Origin of the sequence: Pseudomonas sp. PA-4-8C (genome assembly GCF_021606625.1) — a bacterium.
Lineage (GTDB): Bacteria > Pseudomonadota > Gammaproteobacteria > Pseudomonadales > Pseudomonadaceae > Aquipseudomonas > Aquipseudomonas lactis.
The window spans coordinates 1-25,306 of the sequence record NZ_WKCD01000011.1; the positions used below are offsets into that span (position 1 = coordinate 1).

Annotated in this window: 23 protein-coding genes and 1 tRNA gene; 12 read left to right on the forward strand and 12 right to left on the reverse strand. The window is 56.8% G+C overall.

The features are described from left to right. The 6 genes from GIW04_RS03675 to GIW04_RS03700 form a co-directional block, all read left to right on the forward strand. A partial coding sequence (locus GIW04_RS03675) for a tyrosine-type recombinase/integrase (RefSeq protein WP_236478931.1) occupies positions 1-1,194 on the forward strand: 1,194 nt, incomplete at its 5' end. Between the two features lie 380 nt (positions 1,195-1,574). Then, the gene (locus GIW04_RS03680; protein WP_087716044.1) at positions 1,575-1,769 is read left to right on the forward strand and encodes a helix-turn-helix transcriptional regulator; all 195 of its coding nucleotides are present in this window, start codon (positions 1,575-1,577) and stop codon (positions 1,767-1,769) included. Positions 1,770-1,771: 2 nt separating this feature from the next. After that, positions 1,772-2,089 (forward strand): helix-turn-helix domain-containing protein, encoded by a 318-nt coding sequence (locus tag GIW04_RS03685; protein WP_236269791.1) that lies wholly within the window; start codon positions 1,772-1,774, stop codon positions 2,087-2,089. Continuing rightward, positions 2,086-2,358 carry a hypothetical protein gene (locus tag GIW04_RS03690; RefSeq protein WP_236269792.1) on the forward strand — a complete coding sequence of 91 codons (273 nt, stop codon included), beginning with the start codon at positions 2,086-2,088 and terminating at the stop codon, positions 2,356-2,358. Before GIW04_RS03685 ends, GIW04_RS03690 begins: the two co-directional genes overlap by 4 nt. Continuing rightward, positions 2,355-4,700 carry a phage/plasmid primase, P4 family gene (locus GIW04_RS03695; protein WP_236269793.1) on the forward strand — a complete coding sequence of 782 codons (2,346 nt, stop codon included), beginning with the start codon at positions 2,355-2,357 and terminating at the stop codon, positions 4,698-4,700. Before GIW04_RS03690 ends, GIW04_RS03695 begins: the two co-directional genes overlap by 4 nt. Before the next feature lie 243 nt (positions 4,701-4,943). Then, entirely contained in the window at positions 4,944-5,129 is a 186-nt protein-coding gene (locus tag GIW04_RS03700) for a hypothetical protein (RefSeq protein ID WP_236269794.1), read from the forward strand. A gap of 61 nt (positions 5,130-5,190) precedes the next feature. Here the strand turns inward: GIW04_RS03700 and GIW04_RS03705 are convergent, their stop codons facing one another. After that, complete coding sequence (locus tag GIW04_RS03705; RefSeq protein WP_236269795.1) at positions 5,191-5,439, reverse strand: hypothetical protein; 249 nt, start codon at positions 5,437-5,439, stop codon at positions 5,191-5,193. Positions 5,440-5,756: 317 nt separating this feature from the next. Between GIW04_RS03705 and GIW04_RS03710 the strand changes: the two genes are divergently transcribed. The 3 genes from GIW04_RS03710 to GIW04_RS03720 all read left to right on the forward strand — a co-directional run bounded on the left by GIW04_RS03710 (position 5,757) and on the right by GIW04_RS03720 (position 6,962). Then, entirely contained in the window at positions 5,757-5,963 is a 207-nt protein-coding gene (locus GIW04_RS03710) for a hypothetical protein (RefSeq protein WP_236269796.1), read from the forward strand. A 158-nt stretch (positions 5,964-6,121) separates the two neighbouring features. Further along, positions 6,122-6,658: a hypothetical protein gene (locus GIW04_RS03715; protein WP_236269797.1), complete on the forward strand. Its 537-nt coding sequence runs from the start codon at positions 6,122-6,124 to the stop codon at positions 6,656-6,658. A 52-nt stretch (positions 6,659-6,710) separates the two neighbouring features. Then, positions 6,711-6,962, forward strand: a complete 252-nt coding sequence (locus tag GIW04_RS03720; protein ID WP_236269798.1) for a hypothetical protein — start codon at positions 6,711-6,713, stop codon at positions 6,960-6,962. Between the two features lie 37 nt (positions 6,963-6,999). Here GIW04_RS03720 and GIW04_RS03725 read toward each other — a convergent pair whose 3' ends face one another. From GIW04_RS03725 to rpsU, 6 genes are all read right to left on the reverse strand, one after another. Continuing rightward, complete coding sequence (locus GIW04_RS03725; protein ID WP_236269799.1) at positions 7,000-7,407, reverse strand: superinfection immunity protein; 408 nt, start codon at positions 7,405-7,407, stop codon at positions 7,000-7,002. Between the two features lie 182 nt (positions 7,408-7,589). Continuing rightward, positions 7,590-7,666 (reverse strand) — tRNA-Ile (locus GIW04_RS03730). 15 nt (positions 7,667-7,681) lie between these two features. Beyond that, on the reverse strand, positions 7,682-11,425 hold the full coding sequence (locus GIW04_RS03735) for a bifunctional diguanylate cyclase/phosphodiesterase (RefSeq protein WP_120247555.1): 3,744 nt from the start codon (positions 11,423-11,425) through the stop codon (positions 7,682-7,684). A gap of 135 nt (positions 11,426-11,560) precedes the next feature. Further along, entirely contained in the window at positions 11,561-13,408 is a 1,848-nt protein-coding gene (gene rpoD / locus GIW04_RS03740; RefSeq protein ID WP_003194751.1) for an RNA polymerase sigma factor RpoD, read from the reverse strand. Positions 13,409-13,475: 67 nt separating this feature from the next. Then, entirely contained in the window at positions 13,476-15,446 is a 1,971-nt protein-coding gene (gene dnaG, locus GIW04_RS03745) for a DNA primase (RefSeq protein ID WP_032895025.1), read from the reverse strand. A gap of 442 nt (positions 15,447-15,888) precedes the next feature. Further along, positions 15,889-16,104, reverse strand: a complete 216-nt coding sequence (gene rpsU / locus GIW04_RS03750) for a 30S ribosomal protein S21 (RefSeq protein WP_002551877.1) — start codon at positions 16,102-16,104, stop codon at positions 15,889-15,891. 203 nt (positions 16,105-16,307) lie between these two features. Here rpsU and tsaD point away from each other — a divergent pair, with 203 nt between their 5' ends. After that, positions 16,308-17,333, forward strand: a complete 1,026-nt coding sequence (gene tsaD / locus GIW04_RS03755) for a tRNA (adenosine(37)-N6)-threonylcarbamoyltransferase complex transferase subunit TsaD (protein WP_034133905.1) — start codon at positions 16,308-16,310, stop codon at positions 17,331-17,333. 31 nt (positions 17,334-17,364) lie between these two features. On the opposite strand, the gene plsY is transcribed toward tsaD, so the two are convergent. Next, a complete protein-coding gene (plsY, locus tag GIW04_RS03760; RefSeq protein ID WP_003194746.1) occupies positions 17,365-17,934 on the reverse strand; it encodes a glycerol-3-phosphate 1-O-acyltransferase PlsY in 570 nt (189 codons plus the stop codon). A 74-nt stretch (positions 17,935-18,008) separates the two neighbouring features. Between plsY and folB the strand changes: the two genes are divergently transcribed. Then, the gene (gene folB / locus GIW04_RS03765; RefSeq protein WP_034133904.1) at positions 18,009-18,362 is read left to right on the forward strand and encodes a dihydroneopterin aldolase; all 354 of its coding nucleotides are present in this window, start codon (positions 18,009-18,011) and stop codon (positions 18,360-18,362) included. After that, entirely contained in the window at positions 18,353-18,871 is a 519-nt protein-coding gene (gene folK / locus GIW04_RS03770) for a 2-amino-4-hydroxy-6-hydroxymethyldihydropteridine diphosphokinase (RefSeq protein WP_003194741.1), read from the forward strand. Before folB ends, folK begins: the two co-directional genes overlap by 10 nt. Before the next feature lie 72 nt (positions 18,872-18,943). On the opposite strand, the gene GIW04_RS03775 is transcribed toward folK, so the two are convergent. The 4 genes from GIW04_RS03775 to GIW04_RS03790 form a co-directional block, all read right to left on the reverse strand. Beyond that, complete coding sequence (locus GIW04_RS03775; protein ID WP_120247556.1) at positions 18,944-20,176, reverse strand: multifunctional CCA addition/repair protein; 1,233 nt, start codon at positions 20,174-20,176, stop codon at positions 18,944-18,946. Positions 20,177-20,239: 63 nt separating this feature from the next. Next, positions 20,240-21,805: a SpoVR family protein gene (locus GIW04_RS03780; RefSeq protein ID WP_003194736.1), complete on the reverse strand. Its 1,566-nt coding sequence runs from the start codon at positions 21,803-21,805 to the stop codon at positions 20,240-20,242. Continuing rightward, positions 21,802-23,073 carry a YeaH/YhbH family protein gene (locus GIW04_RS03785; RefSeq protein ID WP_003194735.1) on the reverse strand — a complete coding sequence of 424 codons (1,272 nt, stop codon included), beginning with the start codon at positions 23,071-23,073 and terminating at the stop codon, positions 21,802-21,804. The genes GIW04_RS03780 and GIW04_RS03785 overlap by 4 nt, the downstream gene beginning before the upstream one ends. A gap of 113 nt (positions 23,074-23,186) precedes the next feature. After that, positions 23,187-25,109 (reverse strand): PrkA family serine protein kinase, encoded by a 1,923-nt coding sequence (locus GIW04_RS03790; RefSeq protein ID WP_003194732.1) that lies wholly within the window; start codon positions 25,107-25,109, stop codon positions 23,187-23,189. Positions 25,110-25,306: the final 197 nt, after the last annotated feature.

Here is a 25,306-nt window from a genome sequence, read left to right on the forward strand (position 1 = left end):
ACGTTGGTTGAGTGGCGGGCGTATGCCGCAGCTAAATCCTTGGAGATCCGCGCCTTCCCGAGTATTGACGCTTATCTGGTCGCAGAGGATGAGCGCCAGCGCTTAACCCAACGTGCAGCGGATGTTGAGGCAAGGCAGGGAACATTGGCTCAAATGCTGAGTGCCTATGTTGACGATATGGAGCGCAGGGGCAAGTCCAGTGCCAAGGCTGTGCGTGGTGCGCTTAAGCTAGATGTTCTCGATCCATTCCCTGAACTGTCGCAATGCAAGGCAAAGGAAGTCGAGCCCAGCGATATTGCGAACATCCTGCGTCGTTGTCTGACTCGCGCAGTCGCCAGCAAAGGGCGTGGCGTTCGCTTGACCAAGGCTTCAGCAACCAATGGTAAGAAACGGCAGGCTGATAAATTGCGCTCCTACCTCCAGGCGGCATTTTCGTTCGGGCTTGCGAGCGACCTAAACCCGCTCCGCGCTGGTGACGCTGTTCAATACGGTCTGAAATCAAACCCTGCGCGTGACGTTCCGACTATAGAAGGTGCTAATCAGGCGAATACCTGGGCGCTGACTAAGGAAGAACTGAAGGCGGTTGTCCTAGCCGTTGAGGATTTGCCTGAGCGCCGCCGTGCAATCGCAAAGGCAATGCTTTATCTAGCTGGGCAACGGGTAGAGATGCTTTGTCGTGTCGCTTGGGCCGACATCTATGACGATGGCGAGCATGGGGAGGTGATGCGGTTGATCGACCTCAAGGGCGGCAAAGGGAGTCCGCCGCGTGAGCATCTGTTGCCGATTACTCAGCGATTGCGTGAGATCCTATCGCCACTGTTAGCGCTTAGGGATGCAGGCAAGGCACCTGGGCCGTTCTCTCTGCGTGGAAAAGTCAGCATTACACCCGGCACCGCGCTAGATATTTTCTCAGCGCTTGGTGATCAGCTTTCGACAAAAGGGGAAACCCGCCGTTTCACTTGGCGTACGTTGCGCGCAACCATTGAAACGCACCTAGCCGCGCTGGGGGTGAATCAGGAACGCCGGGCGTGGTTACTGTCGCATGGTCGTTCGGGGGTGCAAGCAAAGCACTATGATCGATGGAACTATCTACCGGAAAAGCGCGGGGATTTGGATAAGTGGGCGCGTTATCTAGATGAGCTCGCGGGGAACCCGCAACGTGCGGAGGTTCTGGCGTTCACCAACAGGAGGTAAATCGCTAGGTGGCTCTAGAGCTCTGCCTTTTCTGACTTGTCTAAAAGCGACATGGAAAATGTCGCAAGCGGAACACTTCCAAGGAGTGGCGTTTAGGTTTTTCTATATGAATCAATGCTTTACACAGATTCAGTGACCGTCAAGTCATTGAGTGACTGACTAGTCAGAAAAAGCCTAATTTGGTGGTGTTACAATGAGCATGTTCCAGAAACACGAAAACCTGCGATTCAAGGCGCAGGTTCTTGTATGCAATATCTGGATAAACCCTTTAACCAAATACCGCCGAAACGTAAAAGCTATTAGCAAGACGAAGGTTAGGTAGGAACCGCACCCAAGTCAAACGCTTTTTACGAGCAGGCGACCAATGTCAGGTCGTAACCATGCAGGAAAATATTAACACTGTCGCTCCGGTTTATTGCGCCTCCCGTGCCGTGTGCATGCATTTTGATATCAGCCGCACCACCCTTTGGCGACTAGCTCAACTTGAGGGCTTTCCCGAGCCTCTGAAGCTGGGGCGCGCCGTTAGGTATCGTCTCGACGAAGTCGAGGCATTCCTGCGCGATCAGGAGGCTTAATGATGGGTAACTTCCAACTCCGCAAGATCGCGGGGCCGAGCTCTGCTGCCCCTGAAAAAGCTACCGCTTTGGTTGATGTTAGCGCCGAAGCTCAGCGCCAGCGTGTACTGACCCTGCTTATGGATCATTCGCGCTCCACGTTTGAGCTACGCGACGCCTACAACGTGTTAATGCCAGCCGCTCGTGTCAAGGAGCTGAAAGAATTGGGTCATGAAATCCATCGGACTCTTTCGACTTTGCCCGATAGTGAAGGGCGTTTGCATCCGCGTATAGCGACCTACGCATTGATTAAATTGGCCGAAGACGAGGGCGCGGTATGAATGCCCAACAAGTCACGCAAGTGAAAGCCCTCGCAGGTCTATATCAAATGATCGGAAACGCCTCTTTGATCAGCGCCAACGATAACGACGATGCGCTCGCGATTAGCGTATTCGTACACGCCTTTGATTCTCTTAAATCCGCGCCGCTTGATGTGGTTGAAGTCAATCGCCGCTACCTGGCGGCATTCAATTCAGGCAAAGCGCTTGCGGGTCTGATTGAGGCGGAACGTGTCCAAATCATCGCCAGCTACCGTGGGGGTGTGCAATGACCGTCCCTACTCAGAAGCCTTTGCCAGATGTTGATGAGGCTTTGCGATTCCTGGCGTTATTAGACCCTGATTCGCAGCCACAAGACTGGCACTATCGAGCAATCCATCCGATGCAAGGGGCACACAAGGCAAACTCTTTGTATGACTTGCAGGCGAAAAATATTGCTGGGTGGGGCGCATACGCTGTTGTGAATGCGGGAGGGCATGACGCCGCTAGCATTATCCGCGTCCGAGCCTTGTATGTGGACTTCGACATCATCGACAACCACCTCGATAGGTTGGCGGCTGTCCCATTTGCCCCGTCGATCATTGTTGAGTCGTCACCCGGTAAGCATCACGCCTATTGGTGCGTTGATGGCGTGCCACTGAATGAGTTTGAAGCTGCCCAGCGAAAGCTGATTGCGTTGGTAGACAGTGACAAGAGCATTCACGATTTGCCGCGTGTGATGCGTCTGCCTGGGTTCAACCACACAAAGGCGGAGCCTGTAAGGTCGTGCATTGTTCACGAAGGCGGTCAGCGTTACACATGGGCCGAGTTCTCGGAATGGCTGGGCACGCTTAAGGAGCCACACCGAAGCGCCGCTAACGATCCTGTGGAGCGTGGCAGCAGTGATCACACGGAACTGTTGGCGGAGTTGTTGCAGGGTGAGAGTGTTCACGAAAACGCTTTGCGTATTGTTGGCCGATTGGTTGCAAAGGGTGCCGACGATCAGTTGATCCATTTGGTTTTTTCCGCCGTAGCTCCTGAAGTGGCAAAGCAACGAGGTGCAGAGCGTGCCTCGGCGCTAATGGGTGTGGAACTGGCTGGAATGATTGAGGGGGCTCGACGCAAAGGGTATGCACCTGTTCCGGCGCGGCCATACTCAGAAATCAGTGCGGATGTGAAATTACTGAGTGATGAGAGCGAATCGTCCGATATTGAAAGCCTAGTAGCGGAGGCTTTGTCCCGGAGCCCTATCGAGCGTGACCGGCTGCTCAAAGCGATCAAGCAACAAACAGGTATCGGCTTGGGTACTTTGCGCGAGATGGCCCCGGCTGCGAATGATGATGATCATGAGGATCATCTTGAGCTTGCTCAGCGCGTTTTGGCTTGTATCGGTGCTGACAATATCCTGGCGTCCGGGCCACTGGTTTACGAGTGGTTGAGTCGCGGTGTCTGGAGAGTTGCTGAGGATCGAGCGGTTAAGCAGTTGGTTCAAACAGCGCTTGCGCCACACACGGCCATTACAGCGAACGTGGTCAATAACGTTGCAGATGTTTTCAAAACCGCGATTTACAGCAGGGATCATGACTTCAATTTGGGCGATCCTGAGTCTGTGAACTGCTTATCCGGGGCTCTGGTGCGGCATGATCTGACTGGTGAATGGGAGCTTGAGCCTCATGACAAGCTGGAGTTCCGAACCACTCAAGTTCCTATTGAGTACCAGTCTGAAGCCTCTGCACCTCGCTTCTCTCAGTTTCTAGGTGAGATTTTCGAGCCTGATAGCGATGGCAAGGAGAAGGCGCGGGCGCTGTTGGAAATGCTCGGATATACGCTGATGACGCATTGCAGGCATGAGCGATTCATTATGCTCATCGGTGGTGGCAGCAACGGTAAATCTGTTCTGCTGTCGGTGCTGGAGGCGCTGCTAGGGTCTGAGAATGTGTCCGGTGTGCAGCCTTCGCAATTCGACCGTGCTTTTTCTCGTGCGCATCTGCATATGAAGCTAGCCAACATCGTTACCGAAATCCGGGAGGGTGAGGTAATCGCTGATGCGGCATTGAAGGGCATTGTGTCGGGCGAGCCTGCGACGGTTGAGCATAAGTTCCAAGACCCGTTTGTGATGCGCCCATACGCCACTTGCTGGTTTGGGACGAACCACATGCCGCACACGCGGGACTTTTCTGATGCCTTGTTTCGGCGTGCGCTGGTCATTCGCTTTAACAGGAAGTTTGACGCCAGCTTGGGCCAGACGGACCCGATGCTTAAAGAGAAGCTGCTTGCTGAGCTCCCCGGCATTCTCAATCTGTCGTTGGCTGCGTATAGCAATGCGCTAGAGCATGGCTTTACTGATCCTGAGAGCAGTCGCCAAGCTAAAGAGGAATGGCGCTTAGAAGCTGATCAGGTGGCTCAGTTCGTTGATGATGTGTGTGAGCGAAGCGCATTAGGTAAAGTCGGTTCTCAAAAGCTGTATGACACGTTCACGAGTTGGGCGTCTGATCAGGGTATTGGTCAGAAGGTTAAGCAGAAATCTTTTGTAGATAGGCTGGAGCGGCTAGGCTTCGGGCGTACGCGTGATCGACATGGGAAGTATGTAAGTGGCTTGGAGATTCGTCCAGGTTGGAGCATGCAACAGCAATAACAAGAAGGGGCCATCGCGGCCCCTTTCTTTTGTGCAATGTGTGCCGCTTGTGCCGTGTTATCTGAGATACCCCAACCTCTCTAAAAATATAAATAGTGAAATCTCAATACATTATTTTTTCAGAAAGATAATGAATGTCGAAAAACCCGGCACACCCGGCACACATGACCAAGGTCTAATCGATTTACTCATACCCATGCTGGTGGCGATTTGCTATCGTGCTGCGTTCACATAGGAGAAACCATGAACACTCTAATCCTGATGGCGAAAGACGTTATTGCTCTTATGATTCCGGTTTTTGCTGCGTTCTTCGCATACTTTGGCTACATCTTCGGCGGGAACATTGGCGCTGGATTAGCAGGCGCATCTGGCTTTTTTATTGGTCTGGTGGGCTATGCGGTTTTTCAGGCAGCGGCTGCCAAGCAATAACGCTATTCCAGATAGCCTGCCGTCCCTGGCGGGCTTCTCTATGAATTAGCGGTCAAAGGCATTACGCCTGATAGAACCGCTCCCGGATTATTGTTATGGCTTTACTCGCACGCTCCTTGACCTGGAGCGGCGCGTTATAGCCGTGCATCCCGTGATCCAAAGCCAAAAAGAACAGTTGCGCAGCCTCCCGCTCGACCTGATCTTTTTTCAGGCTGTCAGCGTAATCCTCAAGATCCTGAGCAGATTTACGGCCTCCTGCAAAAGCCAGAACCCATCTATCGAAATTTGCTTCGTCGAAATTCTCAACCATTGAAAACACTCCCTTTGTTAATGGCTGAACGGTCATATCACCAAAACGGCTGCCATGACAAGGAAACGCGTCACAACGTACGGAAACGTCTGATAAACCGCTACAAAGCATCTGGGAAGCCTAAATTTCTTTAGTTGGTGATTGCGTCGATATAACGTTAAGCCTGAAGGCTAAGCAATAAATCCTAACCAATACTTCGCCTGATACTTAGCTTGCTATCTATTTGACAGTTTCTGAAACTTTGTGCCGCCTTAGGCTATATCGTATATCGCGTATAATTAACTGGTAAACCCAATTAACTTAAATGGAGTGCCGATATGAATGACGAACTTTTGAAGCTGATGATAGATGCTATTCAGAAATTCACCGATGAACTAAAAGCAGTGCAGACGACTAACAAACAGATTCAAAACTCATTGGCGACGATCCTCACGAACACTCTCAAAGTGAACGCGAAGCCAAAAGACGACGAGTTCACAGGCTATAGCTTGAACACTGCCGACCAGGACATCACTCATGGCTAAGCAAGTTTTCGAGGTTGGCACTGCGCAACCAATCCGCGACGGCAAGGGCCGTTTTCAACATGGACATCCGGCGCTCAATGGCTCAGGGCGTCCTTTGGGTGCCAAGACCCAGCCAAGCGCCTTGCGCGACCTTCTGAACCTATTGCGGAGCATCTGATATGACGACCACCATAGAACTGATTGCCAGCCATAAACAGCAACTGACCGAAGCCGAAGCACTGTCTGACTCGCTCGGTATCGAGTGGGAAAAGGGCGCTCGTAGTGGCGCGGACGTTTCCGAAATTGAGGATCGCATCGACGTAACCGCCAGACTTGTTAAGCGCTTGTCGCTGCGTCTGGAAACCCTGAACGATCAGCTCGTCAACGAAGCCGAGCAAGATCGCATTAGCCGTGCTGCTGCGCTGCGTGACCAAGTGATTGGCAAGTATCAAGCGCTTGCGGCGGACTACAGCAAGATCAAAGCAGCCGCAGACAAGCTCACCGGCCAGCTTGAACGTTTCAACCAGCAAGGTATCGAGGTCGCAGAAGTCGATGTTCGCCGCCTAAAAGAATTAGGTGGCTTGTCATTGCCGCATGAGGTCGCCAGCATTTTTGTCGGCCATACGTTTGACTCGCTCGCATTCGATGACGCCTGGAGAACTACGCACCACATGGCATCTCACGGACTTGAAAGCGCGGCATACATCGTTGGCTGATTACGACCGCCCGAGCCTAATCCGCTCGGGCAATACCAGGAGTGCGCACAATATGGTTCCTGATTTTGAAGAAGACGATCAACCCAGCGACGAACAGCTTCTGTTATGGGCAATTGAAGCTGCTGAATCAATGCCTCCGCGTAGGTGGCTTGCCAAACACGGAGGCTGGCTTACGTCACATATGGAGCATTGCAAGGGCAACTCTAAGAGTCGCTACAACGCATTGGTGAAAGGGATTGCGCAGGCAACTAAGCCGGTGCCAAACAAAGATGCTTCGCCATATCCTGGTGTGATGTGGGCTTAAACCATTCAATATGTCAGGTGGGCTAGCTCTGAAAGATCTAGCTAAGTAATTTAGATTTTTCTCTTTGGAACTCGTCTTCAGTTAATGCGCCCTTTTCCCTTAGTTCGGCTAATTTATACAGATCATGAGTTCTGCCGGATTGTAAAGCGGATAGCGCCGGGGTATTGGTAAGAGCCCAAATGAATGCGACGAGCCATCCTATAAATGTCCAACCAGCAAGAAAATTCAAGGCGGATATTGCTAGGGCTGAAGGGTGTTTTCTAAAGCAGGCTATGAATAGCGGCAGAAAATAAACTGCTATGCCTAGAGCAAGAAGAAAAAGGGTAGCGAAAAAATCCATAATGAATTTCCTTGATGACAATCGGTGCTTATTCGTTTGTGTTGCTTTGAGGGGAGGTGGCGCAAGCGCCAGGCTCGTCGCCAGTACTGCCAGTGCCGTTCTCATATCGATCCCTGGTGGCGTGATTTTTCACAGCATACGCTCGGATGAAATCAAAAGGCCACTGCTTAACGCACGTCAAATTGGTGGCGTGGAAGCACAGGCTGCATTCGTTGAGCAATTCGTTAGGAATTTTCGTCAAAAAACAAAAAAGGCCTACGCCGTTAAGCGTAAGCCTTTGATTTGTATGGTGGGCCCACACGGACTTGAACCGTGGACCAAAGGATTATGAGTCCCCTGCTCTAACCAACTGAGCTATAGGCCCTCAGTAGGTCGCGGATTATAGCGATGGTTTGTTCACTGTGCCATCCGAAAAATCCTTGTGCCATGTACGAAGGAAGCTGGCGGCAAAAAGCTCCGGCGGGAGGGGCAGGCTGACGATGTAGCCTTGCATCTGTTCACACCCCTCGCTTGCGAGGAATGCTTGTTGCGCCGGAGTCTCCACGCCTTCGGCGATGATGGTGAATTGCATGCTGTGGCCGAGGGCGATGATGGCGCGCACGATGGCTGCATCGTGAGGGTCGTCGGGCAAGCCGCGGACGAAGGATTGGTCGATCTTGAGGAAGTCCAGAGGCAGGCGTTTGAGGTAGCTGAGGGATGAATAACCGGTGCCGAAATCATCGATCGCCAATTGGACGCCCAGGCGCTTGAGTTGGTGCAACACCGCCAGTGCTTCTTCGGCTTGGCTCATGATGAAGTTTTCGGTGATTTCCAGTTGCAGGCAGCCGGGTTCGAGGCGGTAATCGCGCAGCAGTTGTTCGATACGTGACAGCAGGTTGGGGTGACGCAGTTGCGCGCCTGCGAGGTTGACCGACAGGGGGCCGAAGTCCTCGAAAGCCGTTTGCCAGGCGTGCAGCTGTCGGCAGGCCTGTTCCAGTACCCAGTCGCCGATTTGCAGGATCGTGCCGTTCTCTTCGGCCAGGGCAATAAAGTGCTCGGGCGGGACCTCGCCCAGAGTCGGGTGATGCCAGCGGATCAAGGCCTCTGCGCCGATCAGTTGTTGGGTGACCAGGCTGCGTTTGGGTTGGTAATACAGGCTCAACTCTTCACGTTCGATGGCGCGGCGCAGTTCGTGCTCCAGCGCTACGCGTTCATTGGCTTGGGCGGTCAGGTCGCGGGTGTAGCGCTCGACCCGGTTGCGCCCCTTGGCTTTGGAGCGATACATCGCGGCGTCGGCATTTTTGACCAGGGTGGCCACGTCGGTGCCGTCCTGTGGATACAGGCTGGTGCCGATACTGGCGCTGATAAAGAACTCATGCTCGCCGGCCTGGAAGGGCGGGGTAAAGCAGTCGAGCAGTTTGTTCGCCAAGTGCTGGGCGTCGCTGGCCTGTTGCAAGCCGGGCAGCAGGATAATGAATTCGTCGCCGCCCAGGCGAGCAACGGTGTCCACGTCCCGCAACTGCTCCTTGAGGCGTACCGCGATGTCTTTGAGCAGCAGGTCGCCGACCGGGTGGCCGAGGCTGTCGTTGATGTGTTTGAAGCGGTCGAGGTCGAGAAACAGCACCGCGCCCTGTTTGCCACTTTCCTGCTGGCCGTTGAGGGCAGCCTGCAGCCGGTTTTCAAACAGGGTGCGGTTGGGCAGGCCGGTCAATGGGTCGTGGTGGGCCTGATAGTCCAGGCGTGCCTGGGCCAGTTTGAGGCTGGAGATGTCGGCGAACACGGCAACGAAATGCGTGACCAATTGCTCGCGGTTACGCACAGCACTGATGGTCAACCAACTCGGATACACCTCGCCGTTCTTGCGGCGGTTGGAGATCTCGCCTTGCCAGTGGCCGTGGGTCGTCAACTGGTGCCACATCGCCGCATAGAACGCGCTGTCATGCAGGCCGGAGGCAAGCAGACGCGGGGTATGGCCAAGGGCTTCAACCTCGCTGTAGCCGGTGATCTCAGTGAAGGCGCGGTTGACGGCGCTGATGTTCTGCCGTGTGTCGGTGATCAAGACGCCTTCGGCGGTACTTTCGAACACCGTGGCGGCCTGCTGCAATTTTTCCTGCATCAACTGGCGTTCGGTGATGTCCCGGGCGATGGTCAGCATGCAATCTTCGTCGCCAATCGGCAGTGGGCGGCTGGACACTTCGCAGAGGCGAATCTGGCCGTCGGCACGACGGATATGACAAATGAAATCGCGGACAAAGCCGTCGCGCTGCATCAACTCCAGCATGTGTTTGCGTTCGTTGAGGTCGACCCAGATGCCCAGGTCCAGGGCTGATTGGTCGAGTGAAGAGGCGCTGGTGAAGCCGGTCAGGTGGCTGAAACCTTCGTTCACTTCAATCAGCAGGCCATCCCTTTGGCGACTCAGTAGTAAACCGTCAGGGGAAGCATGGAATGCCTTGGCGAATTTCTCTTCGGAGGTTTGCAGCTGCTGTTGGGTTTCCTTGAGCTCGGTGATATCGCGCACCACCACCACCAGGGCTTCAGTGGTATCGAGTTGGAACGGCTCAGCTGAGATCAGCCCGGTAAATGCCTGACCATTGCTGCGCAGAAAGGACATTTCCAGGTTACGGATACTGGTGGTCTGTACCCGCTGCAGCAAATCCGGACCGACGCCCTGAATGCCCCATATATTCAGATCTGAGGCGGTTTTGCCTACCACCTCGTCGGCGCGCAGCCCAATCTGGTCCTCGAATGCCTTGTTGACCTCCAGCAGGCAGCCATCAGACATCCGGGCAATCACCAGGATGTCCGGGCACTGCTGAAACACCGAGGCAAATTTCTGCTCGGACAATTGCAGGGCTTCTTCGGTGCGCTTGGCTTCGCTGATGTCGATCATCAGGCCGCGCAGCACTGGCTCGTGGCCGTGTTCGATCAGGCTGACAATGTCACGTACCCACAGGCAGCGGCCATCAGCGGTGATGACCCGGTAATCAATACTGTGATCACGGTTGGCACGAGTTTCCCGATAGCAATAGGCCTCGGCACGGGTCAGGTCGGCGGGGTGGATGATGTTGCGCCAGAAACCTGGAATCAGCCAATGGGCGCGGGGATAACCGAGCAGGTCTTCGGCATGGGGCGACACATAGCTGTAGGTGAAATCGCTGATGCTTGCTTCCCAGGCGATGGCGGACAAGCTCTCCACCAAGCCGCGATAGTGGTACTCGCTGCTTCGCAGTTCTTGCTCAAGGGCGACCCGGCGGGAAATTTCCGAGCTGAGCCGGCGATTGATCCGAATCACGATTGCCAGCACCGTACTCAATAGCAGCACCGCTGGCAGGCCGTACGTGAGCAGGTCAGCCCAGAAGGTGCGGTGATCGGTGAAACTACCGACCCAGTGTTGCTGGATCGCATCCGTTTCGGCTGAGCTGAGGTCGGCGAGGACTTTGTCCAGGATGCCCACCAGGATTTTCTCATCCCGCGGTACGCCCATCGCCAGTTGGTAGCGATAGGGTGTTTCGCCGCTGACGTACAGGCCGTCGAGCTTGAGTTGGCGCAGGCTCCAGACGCTGGAGGCGAGGTCGCCGACCACGGCATCCACTTCATCGGTGGCCAGGGCTTGCAGCGTCGAACTGACGTTGGGCAGGGCGACCAGATTCAGGTCCGGATGGTGGGTGCGGAGCAATTCATGGGGGGCGTAGTTCTCCACCACGGCAATTTTCAGCCCGTACAAATCCTTGAGGCTGCGTGGTTTCGCGCCGCCTTCATGGGCCAGGATGACGATGGGAAAGTCGAGATAGGGGCGTGTGAAGGCCAGGAAGTTTTGGCGTTCGGGGGTGGACATGATGCCAGGCAGCAGGTCGAGCTGATTATTGCGGGCTTGTTCAAGCACCGCGGTCCAGTTAACGGGTTCGATCAGTTTGATTCGAACGCCCAGACGGTCCTGGAGTAGGCGTACGTAATCGGCAGCCAGGCCCTGATATCGGCCATTTTCATCGCGATATTCAAACGGTGGCCAGGACGCGTCCACGCCGAGGCGCAGCTCCTGATGGTCCGCCAACCAGCTACGCTCATCATCCGTAAGAGTCAACGCGCCAGCCGTTGCGGTCCAGGTCAGCAGCGACAGCAGTATCACGGTCGGCAATCTGGGCATAACGGTCTCGTTATGGCACGGGGAATGTCTCGAGTGTAGACGGGCATTGCGAGGGCGGGGTGGTGCGGGGCAGTTAATCTGTGCAAAGCAATCGGTAGAAAGCAAAACCCCCGGCCTGGGCCGGGGGTTCTGGTATCACTCGTCGAGGAAGGAGCGCAGATGCTCGCTTCGCGTCGGGTGGCGCAACTTGCGCAGCGCCTTGGCTTCGATCTGACGGATCCGCTCACGGGTCACGTCAAACTGCTTACCGACTTCCTCAAGGGTGTGGTCGGTATTCATGTCGATGCCGAAACGCATGCGCAGTACCTTGGCTTCACGGGCAGTGAGGCCGGACAGTACGTCGCGAGTCGCTTCTTTCAAGCTCTCAACAGTGGCGACATCGATTGGCGACTGCATGGTCGAGTCTTCGATGAAGTCACCCAGATGGGAGTCTTCGTCATCACCAATCGGCGTTTCCATGGAGATCGGCTCTTTAGCGATCTTCAATACCTTGCGGATTTTATCCTCAGGCATTTCCATGCGTTCGCCCAGCTCTTCCGGGGTCGGTTCGCGACCCATTTCCTGCAACATCTGCCGGGAAATACGGTTGAGCTTGTTGATGGTCTCGATCATGTGCACCGGAATACGGATGGTGCGGGCCTGGTCGGCGATCGAGCGAGTGATCGCCTGACGGATCCACCAGGTGGCATAAGTCGAGAACTTGTAGCCGCGACGGTATTCGAACTTGTCCACCGCCTTCATCAAGCCGATGTTGCCTTCCTGGATCAGATCAAGGAATTGCAGGCCACGGTTGGTGTACTTCTTGGCGATGGAGATCACCAGACGCAAGTTCGCTTCAACCATCTCTTTCTTCGCGCGGCGGGCCTTGGCCTCGCCGATCGACATGCGACGGTTGATGTCTTTGATTTCTGCAATCGTCAGGCCGGTTTCGGTTTCAAGCGCGGTCAGCTTCTGCTGGCAACGGATGATATCGGGCTGCAGGCGGCCGATGGCTTCGGCGTATTTCGCCTTGCCCTTGGCCAGTGCGTCGCTCCAGCTTTCGTCAACTTCGTTGCCGGGGAACTGGCGCAGGAAATCGGTACGCGGCATGCGCGCATCACGCACACAGAGCTGCATGATCGCACGCTCTTGTGCACGCAGACGCTCAAGGGCGCTGCGAACACGCTCAACCAGGCCTTCGAACTGCTTGGGCACCAGCTTGATTGGCATGAACAGCTCAGCCAGGGCCACCAGCTCGGCAATCGCCTGCTTGTTGCCACGACCGTGCTTTTTCAGGGCCTTGCGGGTGATTTCCATTTGATCGGAAACCGCACCGAAGCGCTGGGCAGCGATAACCGGGTCTGGACCGCTTTCGGCTTCTTCTTCGTCGTCGCTGCTTTCAGCTTCGTCGTCGTCGGTGTCGTCGTCCGCTTTTGCGGCTTTCGCATCAACAGGCGGCGGTACTTCGGCGGCAGGCGGCGCAATGCCGTCGTCCGGGTCGATATAACCGCTCAGGACGTCGGACAGGCGGCCACCTTCGGTGGTGACGCGGGTGTACTCGGAGAGAATGTGGTCAACCGTGCCAGGGAAGTGCGCAATAGCGCCCATCACTTCGCGGATGCCCTCTTCGATACGCTTGGCGATTTCGATTTCGCCTTCGCGTGTCAGCAGCTCGACGGTACCCATTTCGCGCATATACATGCGCACCGGGTCTGTCGTGCGGCCGATATCGGTCTCTACTGCAGCCAGCGCGGCAGCAGCTTCCTCAGCGGCGGCCTCGTCGGTATCAGCGTCGGCCAGCATAAGGGAATCCTTATCTGGCGCGACTTCGAATACGTTGATCCCCATGTCGTTAATCATGCGGATGATGTCTTCCACCTGCTCAGGATCTGAAATATCCTCAGGCAGGTGGTCGTTGACCTCCGCGTAAGTCAGGTAACCCTGCTCACGACCAAGAAGTATCAACTCTTTGATACGAGACTGCTGTTGCGCTTTTCCGGACATAACACCCTATCCACTGAAGGTCTTGGCGGGCAAAAAACAAGCCGAGGATTATACCCGAGCTATGACCTCACACGCCAGCTGAGGTCGGGTTTGATGCGTAAACATTCTGTTTTAAGAGGTCGCGCATCTGTTTTGCTATCTGAATTTGCTCTTCAGCCGATAATCCCGGCTGCCTCGCTCTCTTGATAAGTTCGTCGAGGGTCTGAGTGTGTTGACCCGCGGATAACCTATTAATGGTGTCTAAAAACTGTTGTTCAAGGTTGTCGCCGTCAATTAGCCACTCCTTTTCCGCCAGTGCCCGCAATAAACGGCCCTGTTCCGTGCCATGCCAGCGAGCCATCAACTGAATTGAGTTTAGCTTAGGGTTTTTCTGCACGGCTTCGATCAGTGCGATAAGCACCTGAGCGTAGGTGTTGCTCTCGTTGGCAAAGTGGTCGGCACTTTCAACCTTGCCGGCCAATTGCGGGTGATGAATCAGCGTGCGCAGTGCAATCAGTGTGGGGGCTTCCACCGCTACGGGTGTGCGTGGCGCGTAGGCTTCATCGCGATCACCGCGTTTGCCGTTTTTGCTCCAGGGCTTTTTGTCCCACTTCTTGCCGCCGGCGCCGGGCTTCTTCGGCGTCCATTCCTGCTGGGGCGCGAAGGCCTCCTGAGGTTGGTGAAAGTCAGCGTAGTCCGGCATGGCGTCGTAATCCATGCCGGGGTCGTAGGCGGGCGGTGCATCCTGCGGGGCGCTGTGCACCAGCTGGCTTACGGCTTCGCCGCTCAAACCGGTGATCTCCAGTAGGCGCTGGCGCATCAAGGTGCGCAAGTTGGCGCCCGGGACTTTGTCGATCAGCGGCGCCGCGAGGGTGGCCATATGGGCTTTGCCTTCGAGGGAGCGCGGGTCGGCCTCTTCGGTCAGTTGCTGAAAAAAATAATCCGCCAGCGGCTGCGCATGTTGATTGATGCGTGCGCGGAACGCGTCGGTACCTTCCGAACGCACCAGGGTGTCCGGGTCTTCGCCTTCGGGCAGGAACAGGAAGCGAGCGCGGCGCCCATCCTGCAGGCTCGACAGCGTGGCTTCGAGCGCGCGCCAGGCGGCGTTGCGGCCAGCTTGGTCGCCATCGAAGCAAAACAGCACGCTGGGCACGACACGGAACAGGCGTTTGAGATGTTCTTCGCTGGTGGCGGTGCCGAGGGTGGCGACCGCGTTGCGCAGGCCTTGTTGGGCGAGGGCGATCACGTCCATATAGCCTTCAACCACGATGATCTCGTCGAGGTTGCGGTTGTTCTTGCGCGCTTCGAACAGGCCGTAGAGTTCCTGGCCCTTGTGGAACACCGGGGTCTCCGGAGAGTTCAGGTACTTGGGCTTGTCGTCCCCGAGTACGCGGCCGCCAAAGGCGATGATACGGCCACGGCTGTCGCGGATCGGGAACATCACGCGGTCGCGGAAGCGGTCATAGCGCTTGCCGGTCTCGGCGTTTTCCACCAGCAGGCCGGCATCGATCATGGCCTTTTGCTGGAGGGTGTCGCTGCTCAGGTGCTTATACAGGTTGTCCCAGCCCGGCGGGGCGAAGCCGAGACCGAAGTCCCGAGCGATTTCGCCGGTGAGGCCGCGCCCTTTGAGATAGTCGACAGCGGCCTTGCGCTGCGGATGGCTCTTGAGTGCCTGGCGGTAAAAGTCGGCAGCGGCGGTCAGTAGCGGATACAGCGGCGAATCGGTGGGTTGCCGGGGTTTGTGCGGGCGACCACTTTCTTCGCGGGGCACTTCCATGCCGGCGGCTTTCGCCAGGTCCTCGACAGCTTGGGGGAAATCCAGGTTGTCGTGGTCCATCAGGAAGCCCAGGGCATTCCCGCCCGCGCCGCAACCGAAGCAGTAATAAAACTGTTTGTCGGGGCTGACGCTGAACGATGGGGTTTTTTCTTTATGGAACGGGCAGCAGGCGGTGTAGTTTTTGCCGGCTTTTTTCAGCTGTACGCGTGAGCTGACAACATCGACGATGTCGGTGCGGTTCAGAAGGTCGTCAATAAAGCTCTGGGGAATCAGCCCGGCCATGGCGTTCTCGTCATCACTGCGTGTAAATGAGGGCCCGTGACGTGTTCAAGCGCACGTATGGAGTGCTCGATCATCATCGTCTGCATGGGTCATCAGGAAGTGTATCTGCCGAATATTCACTGAGGGTAGTTTCTGATCAGTCTTCGGCATGGAAATGTTGCCCGGGCGTCCGGTCTTGGCCAATGGCGGCCTCGGAAACGCATCGATGGGCACAGCCGACACGGTTGATCGTCTGTTTGAAGAATAGGTGTGCTCGTCAGTAGCCTTGTTAGGCTCGTCAGAAGAGACGTGCACCGCTGGCAAAAGAGCCAGCCCTGACGTGTGAAGCAGTGTCTCGGTCGCATGTGCGGCGTCGACGGTGAAGCATCAAGCGATATCCGCAAATGCCAGCAGCCCGGCTGAGGGCCGGGCTTGGCAGAAGCTTGCTACGAACGTCTGTGTATTAGTACAGACGAACGGCGCGGCGCTGTTCGCGCTGAACTTTCTTAGCGTGACGCTTAACAGCGGCTGCTGCTTTGCGCTTACGCTCAGAAGTTGGCTTCTCATAAAATTCGCGGCTACGAACTTCAGCCAGAACACCGGCTTTTTCGCAGGAGCGCTTGAAACGACGCAGAGCTACGTCGAAGGGTTCGTTCTCTTTTACTTTGACGGCTGGCATCCAGAGCTACCTTCTTTCATTACCGGGAATCAACGTTCTCGTCGCAAAAAATTCGCGGCTGAGGTCGTCGGTTTTTAAGGGTTGCGGATGTTAACCCCTCATTGCCCGGAATGCAAAGCCTCTGATCGAAAACCGCTAGTCGGGAGGGGGAGTGGCGACTATTATGCGCGCCTTCGAATTCAGCCTCTACAAGGCGCAAACCCATGCTAGTACTGGGACTTGAAACCTCCTGCGACGAAACCGGAGTCGCACTATACGACAGTGAACGCGGGCTTTTGGCCGATGCACTGTTCAGTCAGATCGACCTGCATCGCGCCTATGGCGGCGTGGTGCCGGAGCTTGCCAGCCGCGATCACGTCAAGCGCATGCTGCCGCTGATCCGCCAGGTGCTGGATGAGGCCGGCTGTGTGGCAACCGAGATCGATGCCATCGCCTACACGGCAGGGCCCGGATTGGTCGGAGCCCTGCTGGTTGGGGCCTCTTGCGCCCAGGCGCTGGCCTTTGCCTGGGGTATTCCTGCCCTTGGCGTGCACCATATGGAAGGCCATTTATTGGCACCCATGCTGGAAAAAACACCGCCAGAGTTCCCGTTCGTCGCTTTGTTGGTTTCGGGGGGGCATACGCAGCTGGTTCAGGTGGATGGGATCGGCCAATACACGCTGTTGGGCGAGTCGCTGGACGATGCTGCCGGCGAAGCGTTCGACAAAACCGCGAAGATGATGGGGCTTAATTATCCTGGCGGTCCGGAAATCGCCCGCCTGGCTGAGAACGGCGTTGCCGGTCGCTATACCTTCCCGCGGCCGATGTGTGATCGTCCTGGCTTGATGTTCAGTTTCAGCGGCTTGAAAACCTCTGCCTTGAACACCTGGCAGCACAGCGTCAGCGCCGGGGACGACGGCCAACAAGCCCGCTGCGACATCGCGCTGGCGTTCCAGCAGGCTGTGGTGGAGACTTTGACCATCAAGTGCAAGCGCGCCCTGAAACAGGCGGGCATGAAGCGGCTGGTGATCGCAGGCGGCGTCAGCGCCAACAAGGCGTTGCGCAGTTCTCTGGAAAAAATGCTCGGCGACATGAATGGCAATGTGTTCTACGCACGCCCTGAGTTCTGCACTGACAACGGCGCGATGATCGCCTACGCCGGTTGCCAGCGCCTGCAGGCCGGACAGCACGAAAGCCTGGCGATCAGCGTGCAGGCGCGCTGGCCGATGGAGCAATTGCCGCCGTTGTAAGGTTCAAGGGCGCGGGGTCCAGGCGGGGTATTTAAAAATGCCGTTCGCGCCCGGCAAACAGGTCGCGTAGATTGCCGCGGTGGCGCCAGACGATCAGCAGTGTCAGCACGCTCATCGGTAGCAGCGCTTCTGGTTCCTGCCAGGCCAGCAGCGGCAGGGTCAGCGGCGTGGCAATCAGCGCGGCCAGCGAGCTGGTGCGGGTGAGGTAGAACGTCAGCAGCCAGGCGAGCATGGCCAGTAACGCCGCAGGGGGGTAAATGCCCAGCAGCATGCCGGCAGCCGTGGCGACGCCCTTGCCGCCGCGAAAGCGGAAGTACAACGGGAACAGGTGACCCAGGACGGCACACAGGCCCACCCAGGCTTGCTGTTGCAAGCTAAGGCCGACGAGGCTGGCGATCAGCACGGGCAGCAGGCCCTTGCAGACGTCGCCCAGCAAGGTCAGGACGGCAAGTTTCTTGCCGGCCAGGCGCAACATATTGGTGGCCCCGGCATTGCCTGAGCCACTCATTCGCGGATCGGGATTTCCCGTCAAGCGGCTGAGCAAAATGGCGAAGGACAGCGAGCCGAGCAGGTAGGCGAGAATCGCCAGTGACCAAAACATGCTAACTATTCCGGGCGAGGACGCCCTGATTCTAACGGGGCATCGCGCCCTTGTCGTGCTGCGGAGAAAAGTGCTTGGACAGAGTGTTTATCGAAGGCCTGGAAGTCGACACCGTAATCGGGGCTTACGACTGGGAGCGCGGCATCCGGCAATGCCTGCGCCTGGACCTGAGCTTCGCCTGGGATAATCGCCCAGCCGCGGCCGGTGACGACCTGACCCTGGCACTGGATTACGCCAGGGTGTCTGCGCGTATCCAGGCTTTTGCCGAGCAGTCCCAGTACCAATTGGTGGAAACCTTCGCCGAACGTCTGGCCGAAATGCTGATGAGTGAATTCCAGATTCCCTGGTTGCACCTCAAGTTGACCAAGCCCGGCGCGGTACCGGCTGCCAAGGGCGTGGGCGTGGAGATCGAGCGCGGATGTCGTTGACTCAGGTTTACCTCGGGCTTGGCAGCAATATCGACCGCGAGGCTCGTCTATGTGCCGGCTTGGATGCGTTGGCGGGTTTCTTGACGGATATGCGCTGTTCGGCGGTGTTCGAAAGCCAGCCGGTGGGGATCAAAAGTGGGCCGTTTTTCAATCTGGTGGTTTCGGCTTATACCGACCTGCCGTTGATGGAGTTGGATCGTCGTTTGAAATCCATCGAGGCTGACAATGGCCGCTACGCGCCAGACCGCAAAGGCCTGCCGCTGGATATCGATGTGTTGTTGTATGGCGATCTGGTGGGCGATTTTGATGGCTTGGTCCTACCGCGAGCCGAAATTCTGAAAAACGCCTTTGTGTTGTGGCCGCTGTCGATGATGGCGCCGCAGCGTATGCACCCTGAGGCCGGCAAGACGATGGCCCAGTTGTGGCGAGACGCGCAGATTGATCAGGTACTGGCACCTGTGGCGTTCGAGTGGCAGGGGCGGCCACTCACGCCACAAGCTCTTTTGTAGGCGCCGAGCTTGCTCGCGAAGAACCTGAGGGCGCTGCGTCATCGTTGAGGTTCTTCGCGAGCAAGCTCGCTCCTACAGGGGCTTTTGCTGTTCCTTGTAGGCTTTAAGCGCTTTGAGTCGTTCGCGCTTGAGCGCCTCGCCCAGTTCGGGGCCCTTGAAACCTTTTTCCAGCAGTGGCGCGACCGGCACTTCGCGTGCAGCCTTTGCCGCTGCGCGCAAGTAATCGGCCTGTGGATAACTGCGTTGCTCAAAACCCTTGCGGCCCCGAGCGTCCATTTCGCAGGCCACCACGAACTCTTCAAAGCGTTGCGGCCGACGGTACACGTCGAATCTTTGCAGCAACTCCAGCAATGTCGAGGGCTTGAGCTCCCGCGCACGATGCCCATGGGTATGATATTGCCCCACGAGTAAGGCCAATTCCTGGCAATCCCTCGGTACCTTGAAACGCTCATTCACCGCTTTGATCAGCTTCAGGCCGCGTTGCTCGTGGGCAATATGCTGCGGCAACTTATCCACAGGCGTCAGGCCTTTGCCCAAATCATGCAGCAGGCAGGCCCAGCGCACGCTCAGCGGTTGCTTGTGCTGGGCGGCCTGCTCCAGCACGCTCAAGGTGTGCACGCCGGTGTCTATTTCCGGGTGGTGAGCTGCGGGCTGCGGCACGCCGAACAGCGCATTCACTTCCGGCATCAAGGTTTTCAGCGCGTCGCAGTCACGCAGCACTTGGATGAATACTTGGGGTTGAGCTTCCATCAGCGCCCGTGAGATTTCCTTCCAGCTGCGCTCGGGGGTAAGGGCCTCCAGCTCGCCGGACTCACTGAGTTGGCGCATTAACGCCAGCGTCTCGGGGGCGACTGTGAAGCCAAGAGGCGCATAGCGCGCGGCGAAGCGTGCAACACGCAGCACTCGGAGTGGATCTTCGGCGAACGCAGGAGAAACATGCCGCAAAATACGCGCTTCAAGGTCGCGTTGGCCATGGTAAGGGTCAGTCAGATTACCTTCGTCGTCCTCTGCCATGGCATTGATGGTCAGGTCACGCCGTATAAGGTCTTCTTCCAGTGTAACGTCGGGGCTCGCATGGAATATGAAGCCACCGTAACCCCGGCCATTCTTGCGTTCGGTGCGAGCGAGGGCGTATTCGTCACCGTTCTTCGGGTCGAGAAATACCGGGAAATCGGCGCCCACCGGTTTATAACCCTTGGCGAGCATCTCTTCGGCCGTCGCGCCAACGACGACACGGTCTATATCAGTGACCTCGATGCCCAGAAGGCGATCACGCACGGCGCCGCCGACTTTGTAGATTTTCATGAAAAAGCCTCCATTAGCGGCACAGGATAACGCCTGAGCCTGGCCAATGGAGGCTTTGCTGTTTCAGAGATGAACGACGGCCATGTCCAGGCGGCCGTAGTCGTTGTCGTTATGATCGCTGCGCGGTGGCACATGGTGGGTTTTCATCACCTGGTCGCCCTGCAGGGTTTCCAGATGAATATCAAAACCCCAGAGCCGATGCAGGTGCTTGAGCACTTCCTCAGTGGATTCGCCCAAGGGTTTGCGGTCGTGCTGCTGGTGACGCAAGGTCAGCGAACGGTCTCCACGCACGTCGATGCTGTAGATCTGCACGTTAGGCTCGCGGTTACCCAGGTTGTATTGCGCGGCCAGGGTTTCGCGAATGATGCGGTAGCCGGGTTCGTCGTGGATGGCAGGCACCACCAGGTCATCCTTGAGGTCGTCGTCCAGGATGCTGAACAGCTTGAGGTCGCGAATCACCTGGGGCGACAGGTACTGCAGGATAAAACTCTCATCCTTGAAGCTGCTCATGGCGAACTTGATGGTCGATAGCCAGTCGCTGCCGGCGATTTCCGGGAACCAGCGGCGGTCTTCCTCTGTGGGGTGCTCGCACATACGGCGAATATCGCGGTACATGGCAAAACCCAGCGCATAGGGGTTGATGCCGTTGTAATACGGGCTGTCGAAGCCTGGTTGGAAGACCACGCTGGTGTGGGACGTGAGGAACTCCATCATAAAGCCGTCCGTGACCAGGCCTTCGTCGTACAGGTCGTTCATCAGGGTGTAATGCCAGAAGGTAGCCCAGCCTTCGTTCATCACCTGGGTTTGGCGCTGTGGATAAAAGTATTGCGCGATCTTGCGTACGATGCGCACGATTTCGCGCTGCCAGGGTTCCAGCAGCGGGGCATGCTTTTCCAGGAAATACAGGATGTTTTCCTGCGGTTCGGCGGGGAAGCGTGCATTGTCTTTGTCGCTGTTCTTGTCGGCGCGCTTGGGGATGGTGCGCCACAGGTCGTTGATCTGTTTCTGCAAGTGCTCCTCGCGTTCCTTCTGGCGCAGGCGCTCCTCTTCGGCGGAAATAGGATAGGGGCGCTTATAGCGATCGACCCCGTAATTCATCAGCGCATGGCAGGAGTCCAACAGGTCTTCCACCGCATCGATACCGTGGCGCTCCTCGCACTGCATGATGTATTGCTTGGCGAACACCAGGTAATCAATGATCGAACTGGCATCGGTCCAGGTGCGAAACAAGTAGTTGCCCTTGAAGAAACTGTTATGCCCATAGCAGGCATGGGCCACTACCAGCGCCTGCATGCAGATGGTGTTTTCTTCCATCAGGTACGCGATGCACGGGTCGGAGTTGATCACGATCTCGTAGGCCAGGCCCATCTGGCCGCGTGTGTAGGACTTCTCGGTACTGAGGAAGTGTTTCCCGTAGGACCAATGGTGATAGCCCAGCGGCATGCCCACCGAGGCATAGGCATCCATCATCTGTTCAGCGGTGATGACTTCTATCTGGTTGGGGTAGGTGTCCAGGGCATAACCCGCCGCGATGCGGCTGATTTCCCGGTCATAGGCCTGGATCAGTTCGAAGGTCCACTCGGAGCCAGTGGAAATGGGTTGGCGCTTGTTCTCTTTTTTGGCGGTCATGTCACTAACCTGCGCTGGAAGAGTTCACGGAAGACCGGGTAGATATCGCCGGCCGAGACCAGTTGCTGCTGGGCGAACGTGTCGGCAAAGGCTTCGCCGATGCGCTCGTATTCGAACCACAGGGCCTGGTGCTCACGGGGGGTGATTTCGACGTAAGTGTAGTACTGCACGAACGGCATGATCTGGTTGATCAAAATGTCCCGGCAGATCGGCGAGTCGTCGTTCCAGTTATCGCCGTCGGAAGCTTGGGCGGCGTAGATGTTCCACTCGTTGGCGGGGTAGCGCTCAGCCATGATCTCCTGCATCAGCTTCAGTGCACTGGAAACGATGGTGCCGCCGGTTTCCCGCGAGTAGAAAAACTCCTCTTCGTCCACTTCTCGGGCGCTGGTGTGATGGCGGATGAATACTACGTCGATCTTGTCGTAGTTCCGTTTCAGGAACAGGTACAGCAGGATAAAGAAACGCTTGGCGATGTCCTTGGTGGCCTGGGTCATGGAGCCGGAAACGTCCATCAGGCAGAACATCACCGCCTTGGAGCTGGGGTTGGGTTGCTTGACCAGCAGGTTGTACTTCAAGTCAAAGGTATCGAGGAACGGCACGCGGTGAATGCGCGCGCTGAGTTTTTCGATTTCTGCCTCGATTTCCTGGATATCGCCGAAGTTGTCCGGTTCTTCACGCTTCAAACGTGCCAACTCTTCCTTGGCCTGCTTGAGTTTGGCGCGGCTGCTGCCCGACAGGGCGATGCGCCGTGCATGGGCTGAGCGCAGGGTACGGATGATGTTGATGCGCGAAGGGTTGCCCTCGTTGCTGATCCCTGCGCGTACGGTCTTGAAGGTGTCGGTGCCGGTGAGGTTGCGCTTGACCAGGTTGGGCAGTTCCAGGTCTTCGAACATGAATTCGAGGAATTCTTCCTGGGTGATCTGGAAGACGAATTCGTCCATGCCTTCGCCAGAGTTGCCGGCTTTGCCCGGGCCTTTGCCACCGCCACCGCCTTGTGGGCGCTGGATATGTTCGCCGGTGGTAAATTCCTTGTTTCCGGGGTGCACGACGGTCTGTTTGCCGCCGCGACCATGGTGAAGCACCGGTTCGTCGATGTCCCGGCCGGGAATACTGATTTGTTCGCCATGCTCCATGTCGGTGATGGAACGGCGGCTGACGGCCTCTTCTACCGCCTTTTTGATGTGGTCACGGTAACGCCGCAGGAAACGCTGGCGGTTTACCGTGCTTTTGTTCTTGCCATTGAGGCGTCGGTCGATCACATAGCTCATGGGGAGCCCTCCGGGCAGCTTCACGTTACAAGCTTCAAGCCGCGAGCTGGAAGCTTAGAGACAAGCGGTCAACTGCCAGGCCGGATGCCTGGCAGTGTGCGCTTGCCGCTGCCTTACTGTGATTTGCGAACCCGCAGGTACCACTCGGAGAGCAGCCGTACCTGTTTGTCGGTGTAGCCTCGCTCGACCATGCGTGTGACGAAGTCGTTGTGTTTTTGTTGATCCTCCTTGCTGGCCTTGGCGTTGAAGCTGATGACGGGCAGCAGGTCCTCGGTGTTGGAGAACATTTTCTTCTCGATGACCACCCGCAGCTTCTCGTAGCTGAGCCAGGTGGGGTTCTTGCCGTTGTTGTTGGCACGGGCCCGCAGTACGAAGTTGACAATTTCGTTGCGGAAATCCTTCGGATTGCTGATGCCAGCGGGTTTCTCGATCTTTTCCAATTCTTCGTTGAGGGCAACTCGGTTGAGGATTTCGCCGGTTTCCGGGTCGCGGTATTCCTGGTCCTGAATCCAGAAATCGGCGTACAGCACGTAGCGGTCGAAGATGTTCTGGCCGTACTCGCTGTAAGACTCCAGGTAAGCGGTCTGGATTTCCTTGCCGATAAACTCGATGTAGCGCGGCGCCAGGTATTCCTTGAGGAAGCGCAGGTAGCGCTCACGGGTTTCGGCCTGGAACTGCTCCTGTTCAATCTGCTGCTCCAGCACATAGAGCAAGTGCACCGGGTTGGCGGCAATTTCGTGGGGGTCGAAGTTGAAGACCTTGGACAGGATCTTGAACGCAAAGCGGGTCGACAGGCCGTTCATGCCCTCGTCCACACCGGCTGTGTCACGGTACTCCTGGATCGACTTGGCCTTGGGGTCGGTGTCCTTGAGGTTTTCGCCGTCGTAGACGCGCATCTTCGAATAGATGTTCGAGTTTTCCGGCTCCTTGAGGCGCGACAGCACGGTGAACTGGGCAAGCATCTTCAGGGTGTCGGGCGCGCAATGGGCCTTGGCCAGGGAGCTGTTGAACAGCAGTTTGTCGTAAATCTTGATTTCGTCGCTGACCCGCAAGCAGTACGGCACCTTGACGATATAGATACGGTCGATGAAGGCTTCGTTGTTCTTGTTGTTACGGAAGGTATGCCATTCCGATTCGTTGGAGTGGGCCAGCAGGATCCCGGTAAACGGAATCGCTCCCAGGCCTTCGGTACTGTTGTAGTTGCCTTCCTGGGTGGCGGTAAGCAGTGGGTGCAGCACCTTGATCGGCGCCTTGAACATCTCCACGAACTCCATCAAGCCCTGGTTGGCCCGGCACAGTGCGCCCGAGTAACTGTAGGCATCGGCATCGTTTTGTGGGAATTCTTCCAGTTTGCGGATATCGACCTTGCCCACCAGCGCTGAAATGTCCTGGTTGTTTTCATCGCCCGGTTCGGTCTTGGCCACGCCGATCTGGTTGAGGATCGACGGGTAGAGTTTCACCACGCGGAACTGGCTGATATCACCACCGAACTCGGCCAGGCGCTTGGTGGCCCAGGGCGACATGATGGTGTTGAGGTAGCGCCGCGGTATGCCAAAGTCTTCCTCCAGGATCGCGCCATCTTCCGTGGCGTTGAACAGGCCCAGGGGCGACTCGAAGACGGGCGAGCCCTTGATCGCATAGAAGGGCACCTTTTCGATCAATTGCTTGAGTTTTTCCGCCAGGGACGACTTGCCGCCGCCGACCGGGCCCAGCAGATAGAGGATCTGCTTCTTCTCTTCCAGGCCTTGGGCGGCATGGCGGAAGTAGGACACGATCTGGTCGATGCATTCTTCCATCCCATGGAAGTCTTCAAAGGCCGGATAGCGGCGGATCACCTTGTTGGAAAATATCCGCGACAGGCGCGAATTATTGGCGGTTTCCACCAGTTCTGGCTCGCCAATCGCCAGTAGCAGGCGTTCGGCGGCAGAAGCGTAGGTGCTGCGGTCCTGTTTGCACAGCTCGAGATACTCCTGAAGCGTGAGTTCTTCCTGCTGTGTGGACGCGAAGCGTTGTTGGAAGTGGCTAAAAATACTCATGACGTCGTCACCTCGCTCGATACGTGGAGCCGACGCCGGATCAATCAGTCGATGCTGGCAGCCATTGACGCACGCCAATGGCTGTTTTCCCCCCAGAACACCCTGAAACGCTACCGATGACCCGTACGCCGGTGTACCGGCTCTCCCCTGATTCGGATGGCCTGCGCTTAAGGATAGTTCGGAATCCGGGAGGTCAA

What these genes read in the sequence shown, in the direction of transcription:
- GIW04_RS03680 (WP_087716044.1), top strand. Translation starts at nt 1,575, where the DNA reads ATGCAGGAAAATATTAACACTGTCGCTCCGGTTTATTGCGCCTCCCGT.
- GIW04_RS03685 (WP_236269791.1), top strand. Translation starts at nt 1,772, where the DNA reads ATGGGTAACTTCCAACTCCGCAAGATCGCGGGGCCGAGCTCTGCTGCC.
- GIW04_RS03690 (WP_236269792.1), top strand. Translation starts at nt 2,086, where the DNA reads ATGAATGCCCAACAAGTCACGCAAGTGAAAGCCCTCGCAGGTCTATAT.
- GIW04_RS03695 (WP_236269793.1), top strand. Translation starts at nt 2,355, where the DNA reads ATGACCGTCCCTACTCAGAAGCCTTTGCCAGATGTTGATGAGGCTTTG.
- GIW04_RS03700 (WP_236269794.1), top strand. Translation starts at nt 4,944, where the DNA reads ATGAACACTCTAATCCTGATGGCGAAAGACGTTATTGCTCTTATGATT.
- GIW04_RS03705 (WP_236269795.1), bottom strand. Translation starts at nt 5,439, where the DNA reads ATGGTTGAGAATTTCGACGAAGCAAATTTCGATAGATGGGTTCTGGCT.
- GIW04_RS03710 (WP_236269796.1), top strand. Translation starts at nt 5,757, where the DNA reads ATGAATGACGAACTTTTGAAGCTGATGATAGATGCTATTCAGAAATTC.
- GIW04_RS03715 (WP_236269797.1), top strand. Translation starts at nt 6,122, where the DNA reads ATGACGACCACCATAGAACTGATTGCCAGCCATAAACAGCAACTGACC.
- GIW04_RS03720 (WP_236269798.1), top strand. Translation starts at nt 6,711, where the DNA reads ATGGTTCCTGATTTTGAAGAAGACGATCAACCCAGCGACGAACAGCTT.
- GIW04_RS03725 (WP_236269799.1), bottom strand. Translation starts at nt 7,407, where the DNA reads ATGAGAACGGCACTGGCAGTACTGGCGACGAGCCTGGCGCTTGCGCCA.
- GIW04_RS03735 (WP_120247555.1), bottom strand. Translation starts at nt 11,425, where the DNA reads ATGCCCAGATTGCCGACCGTGATACTGCTGTCGCTGCTGACCTGGACC.
- rpoD (WP_003194751.1), bottom strand. Translation starts at nt 13,408, where the DNA reads ATGTCCGGAAAAGCGCAACAGCAGTCTCGTATCAAAGAGTTGATACTT.
- dnaG (WP_032895025.1), bottom strand. Translation starts at nt 15,446, where the DNA reads ATGGCCGGGCTGATTCCCCAGAGCTTTATTGACGACCTTCTGAACCGC.
- rpsU (WP_002551877.1), bottom strand. Translation starts at nt 16,104, where the DNA reads ATGCCAGCCGTCAAAGTAAAAGAGAACGAACCCTTCGACGTAGCTCTG.
- tsaD (WP_034133905.1), top strand. Translation starts at nt 16,308, where the DNA reads ATGCTAGTACTGGGACTTGAAACCTCCTGCGACGAAACCGGAGTCGCA.
- plsY (WP_003194746.1), bottom strand. Translation starts at nt 17,934, where the DNA reads ATGTTTTGGTCACTGGCGATTCTCGCCTACCTGCTCGGCTCGCTGTCC.
- folK (WP_003194741.1), top strand. Translation starts at nt 18,353, where the DNA reads ATGTCGTTGACTCAGGTTTACCTCGGGCTTGGCAGCAATATCGACCGC.
- GIW04_RS03775 (WP_120247556.1), bottom strand. Translation starts at nt 20,176, where the DNA reads ATGAAAATCTACAAAGTCGGCGGCGCCGTGCGTGATCGCCTTCTGGGC.
- GIW04_RS03780 (WP_003194736.1), bottom strand. Translation starts at nt 21,805, where the DNA reads ATGACCGCCAAAAAAGAGAACAAGCGCCAACCCATTTCCACTGGCTCC.
- GIW04_RS03785 (WP_003194735.1), bottom strand. Translation starts at nt 23,073, where the DNA reads ATGAGCTATGTGATCGACCGACGCCTCAATGGCAAGAACAAAAGCACG.
- GIW04_RS03790 (WP_003194732.1), bottom strand. Translation starts at nt 25,109, where the DNA reads ATGAGTATTTTTAGCCACTTCCAACAACGCTTCGCGTCCACACAGCAG.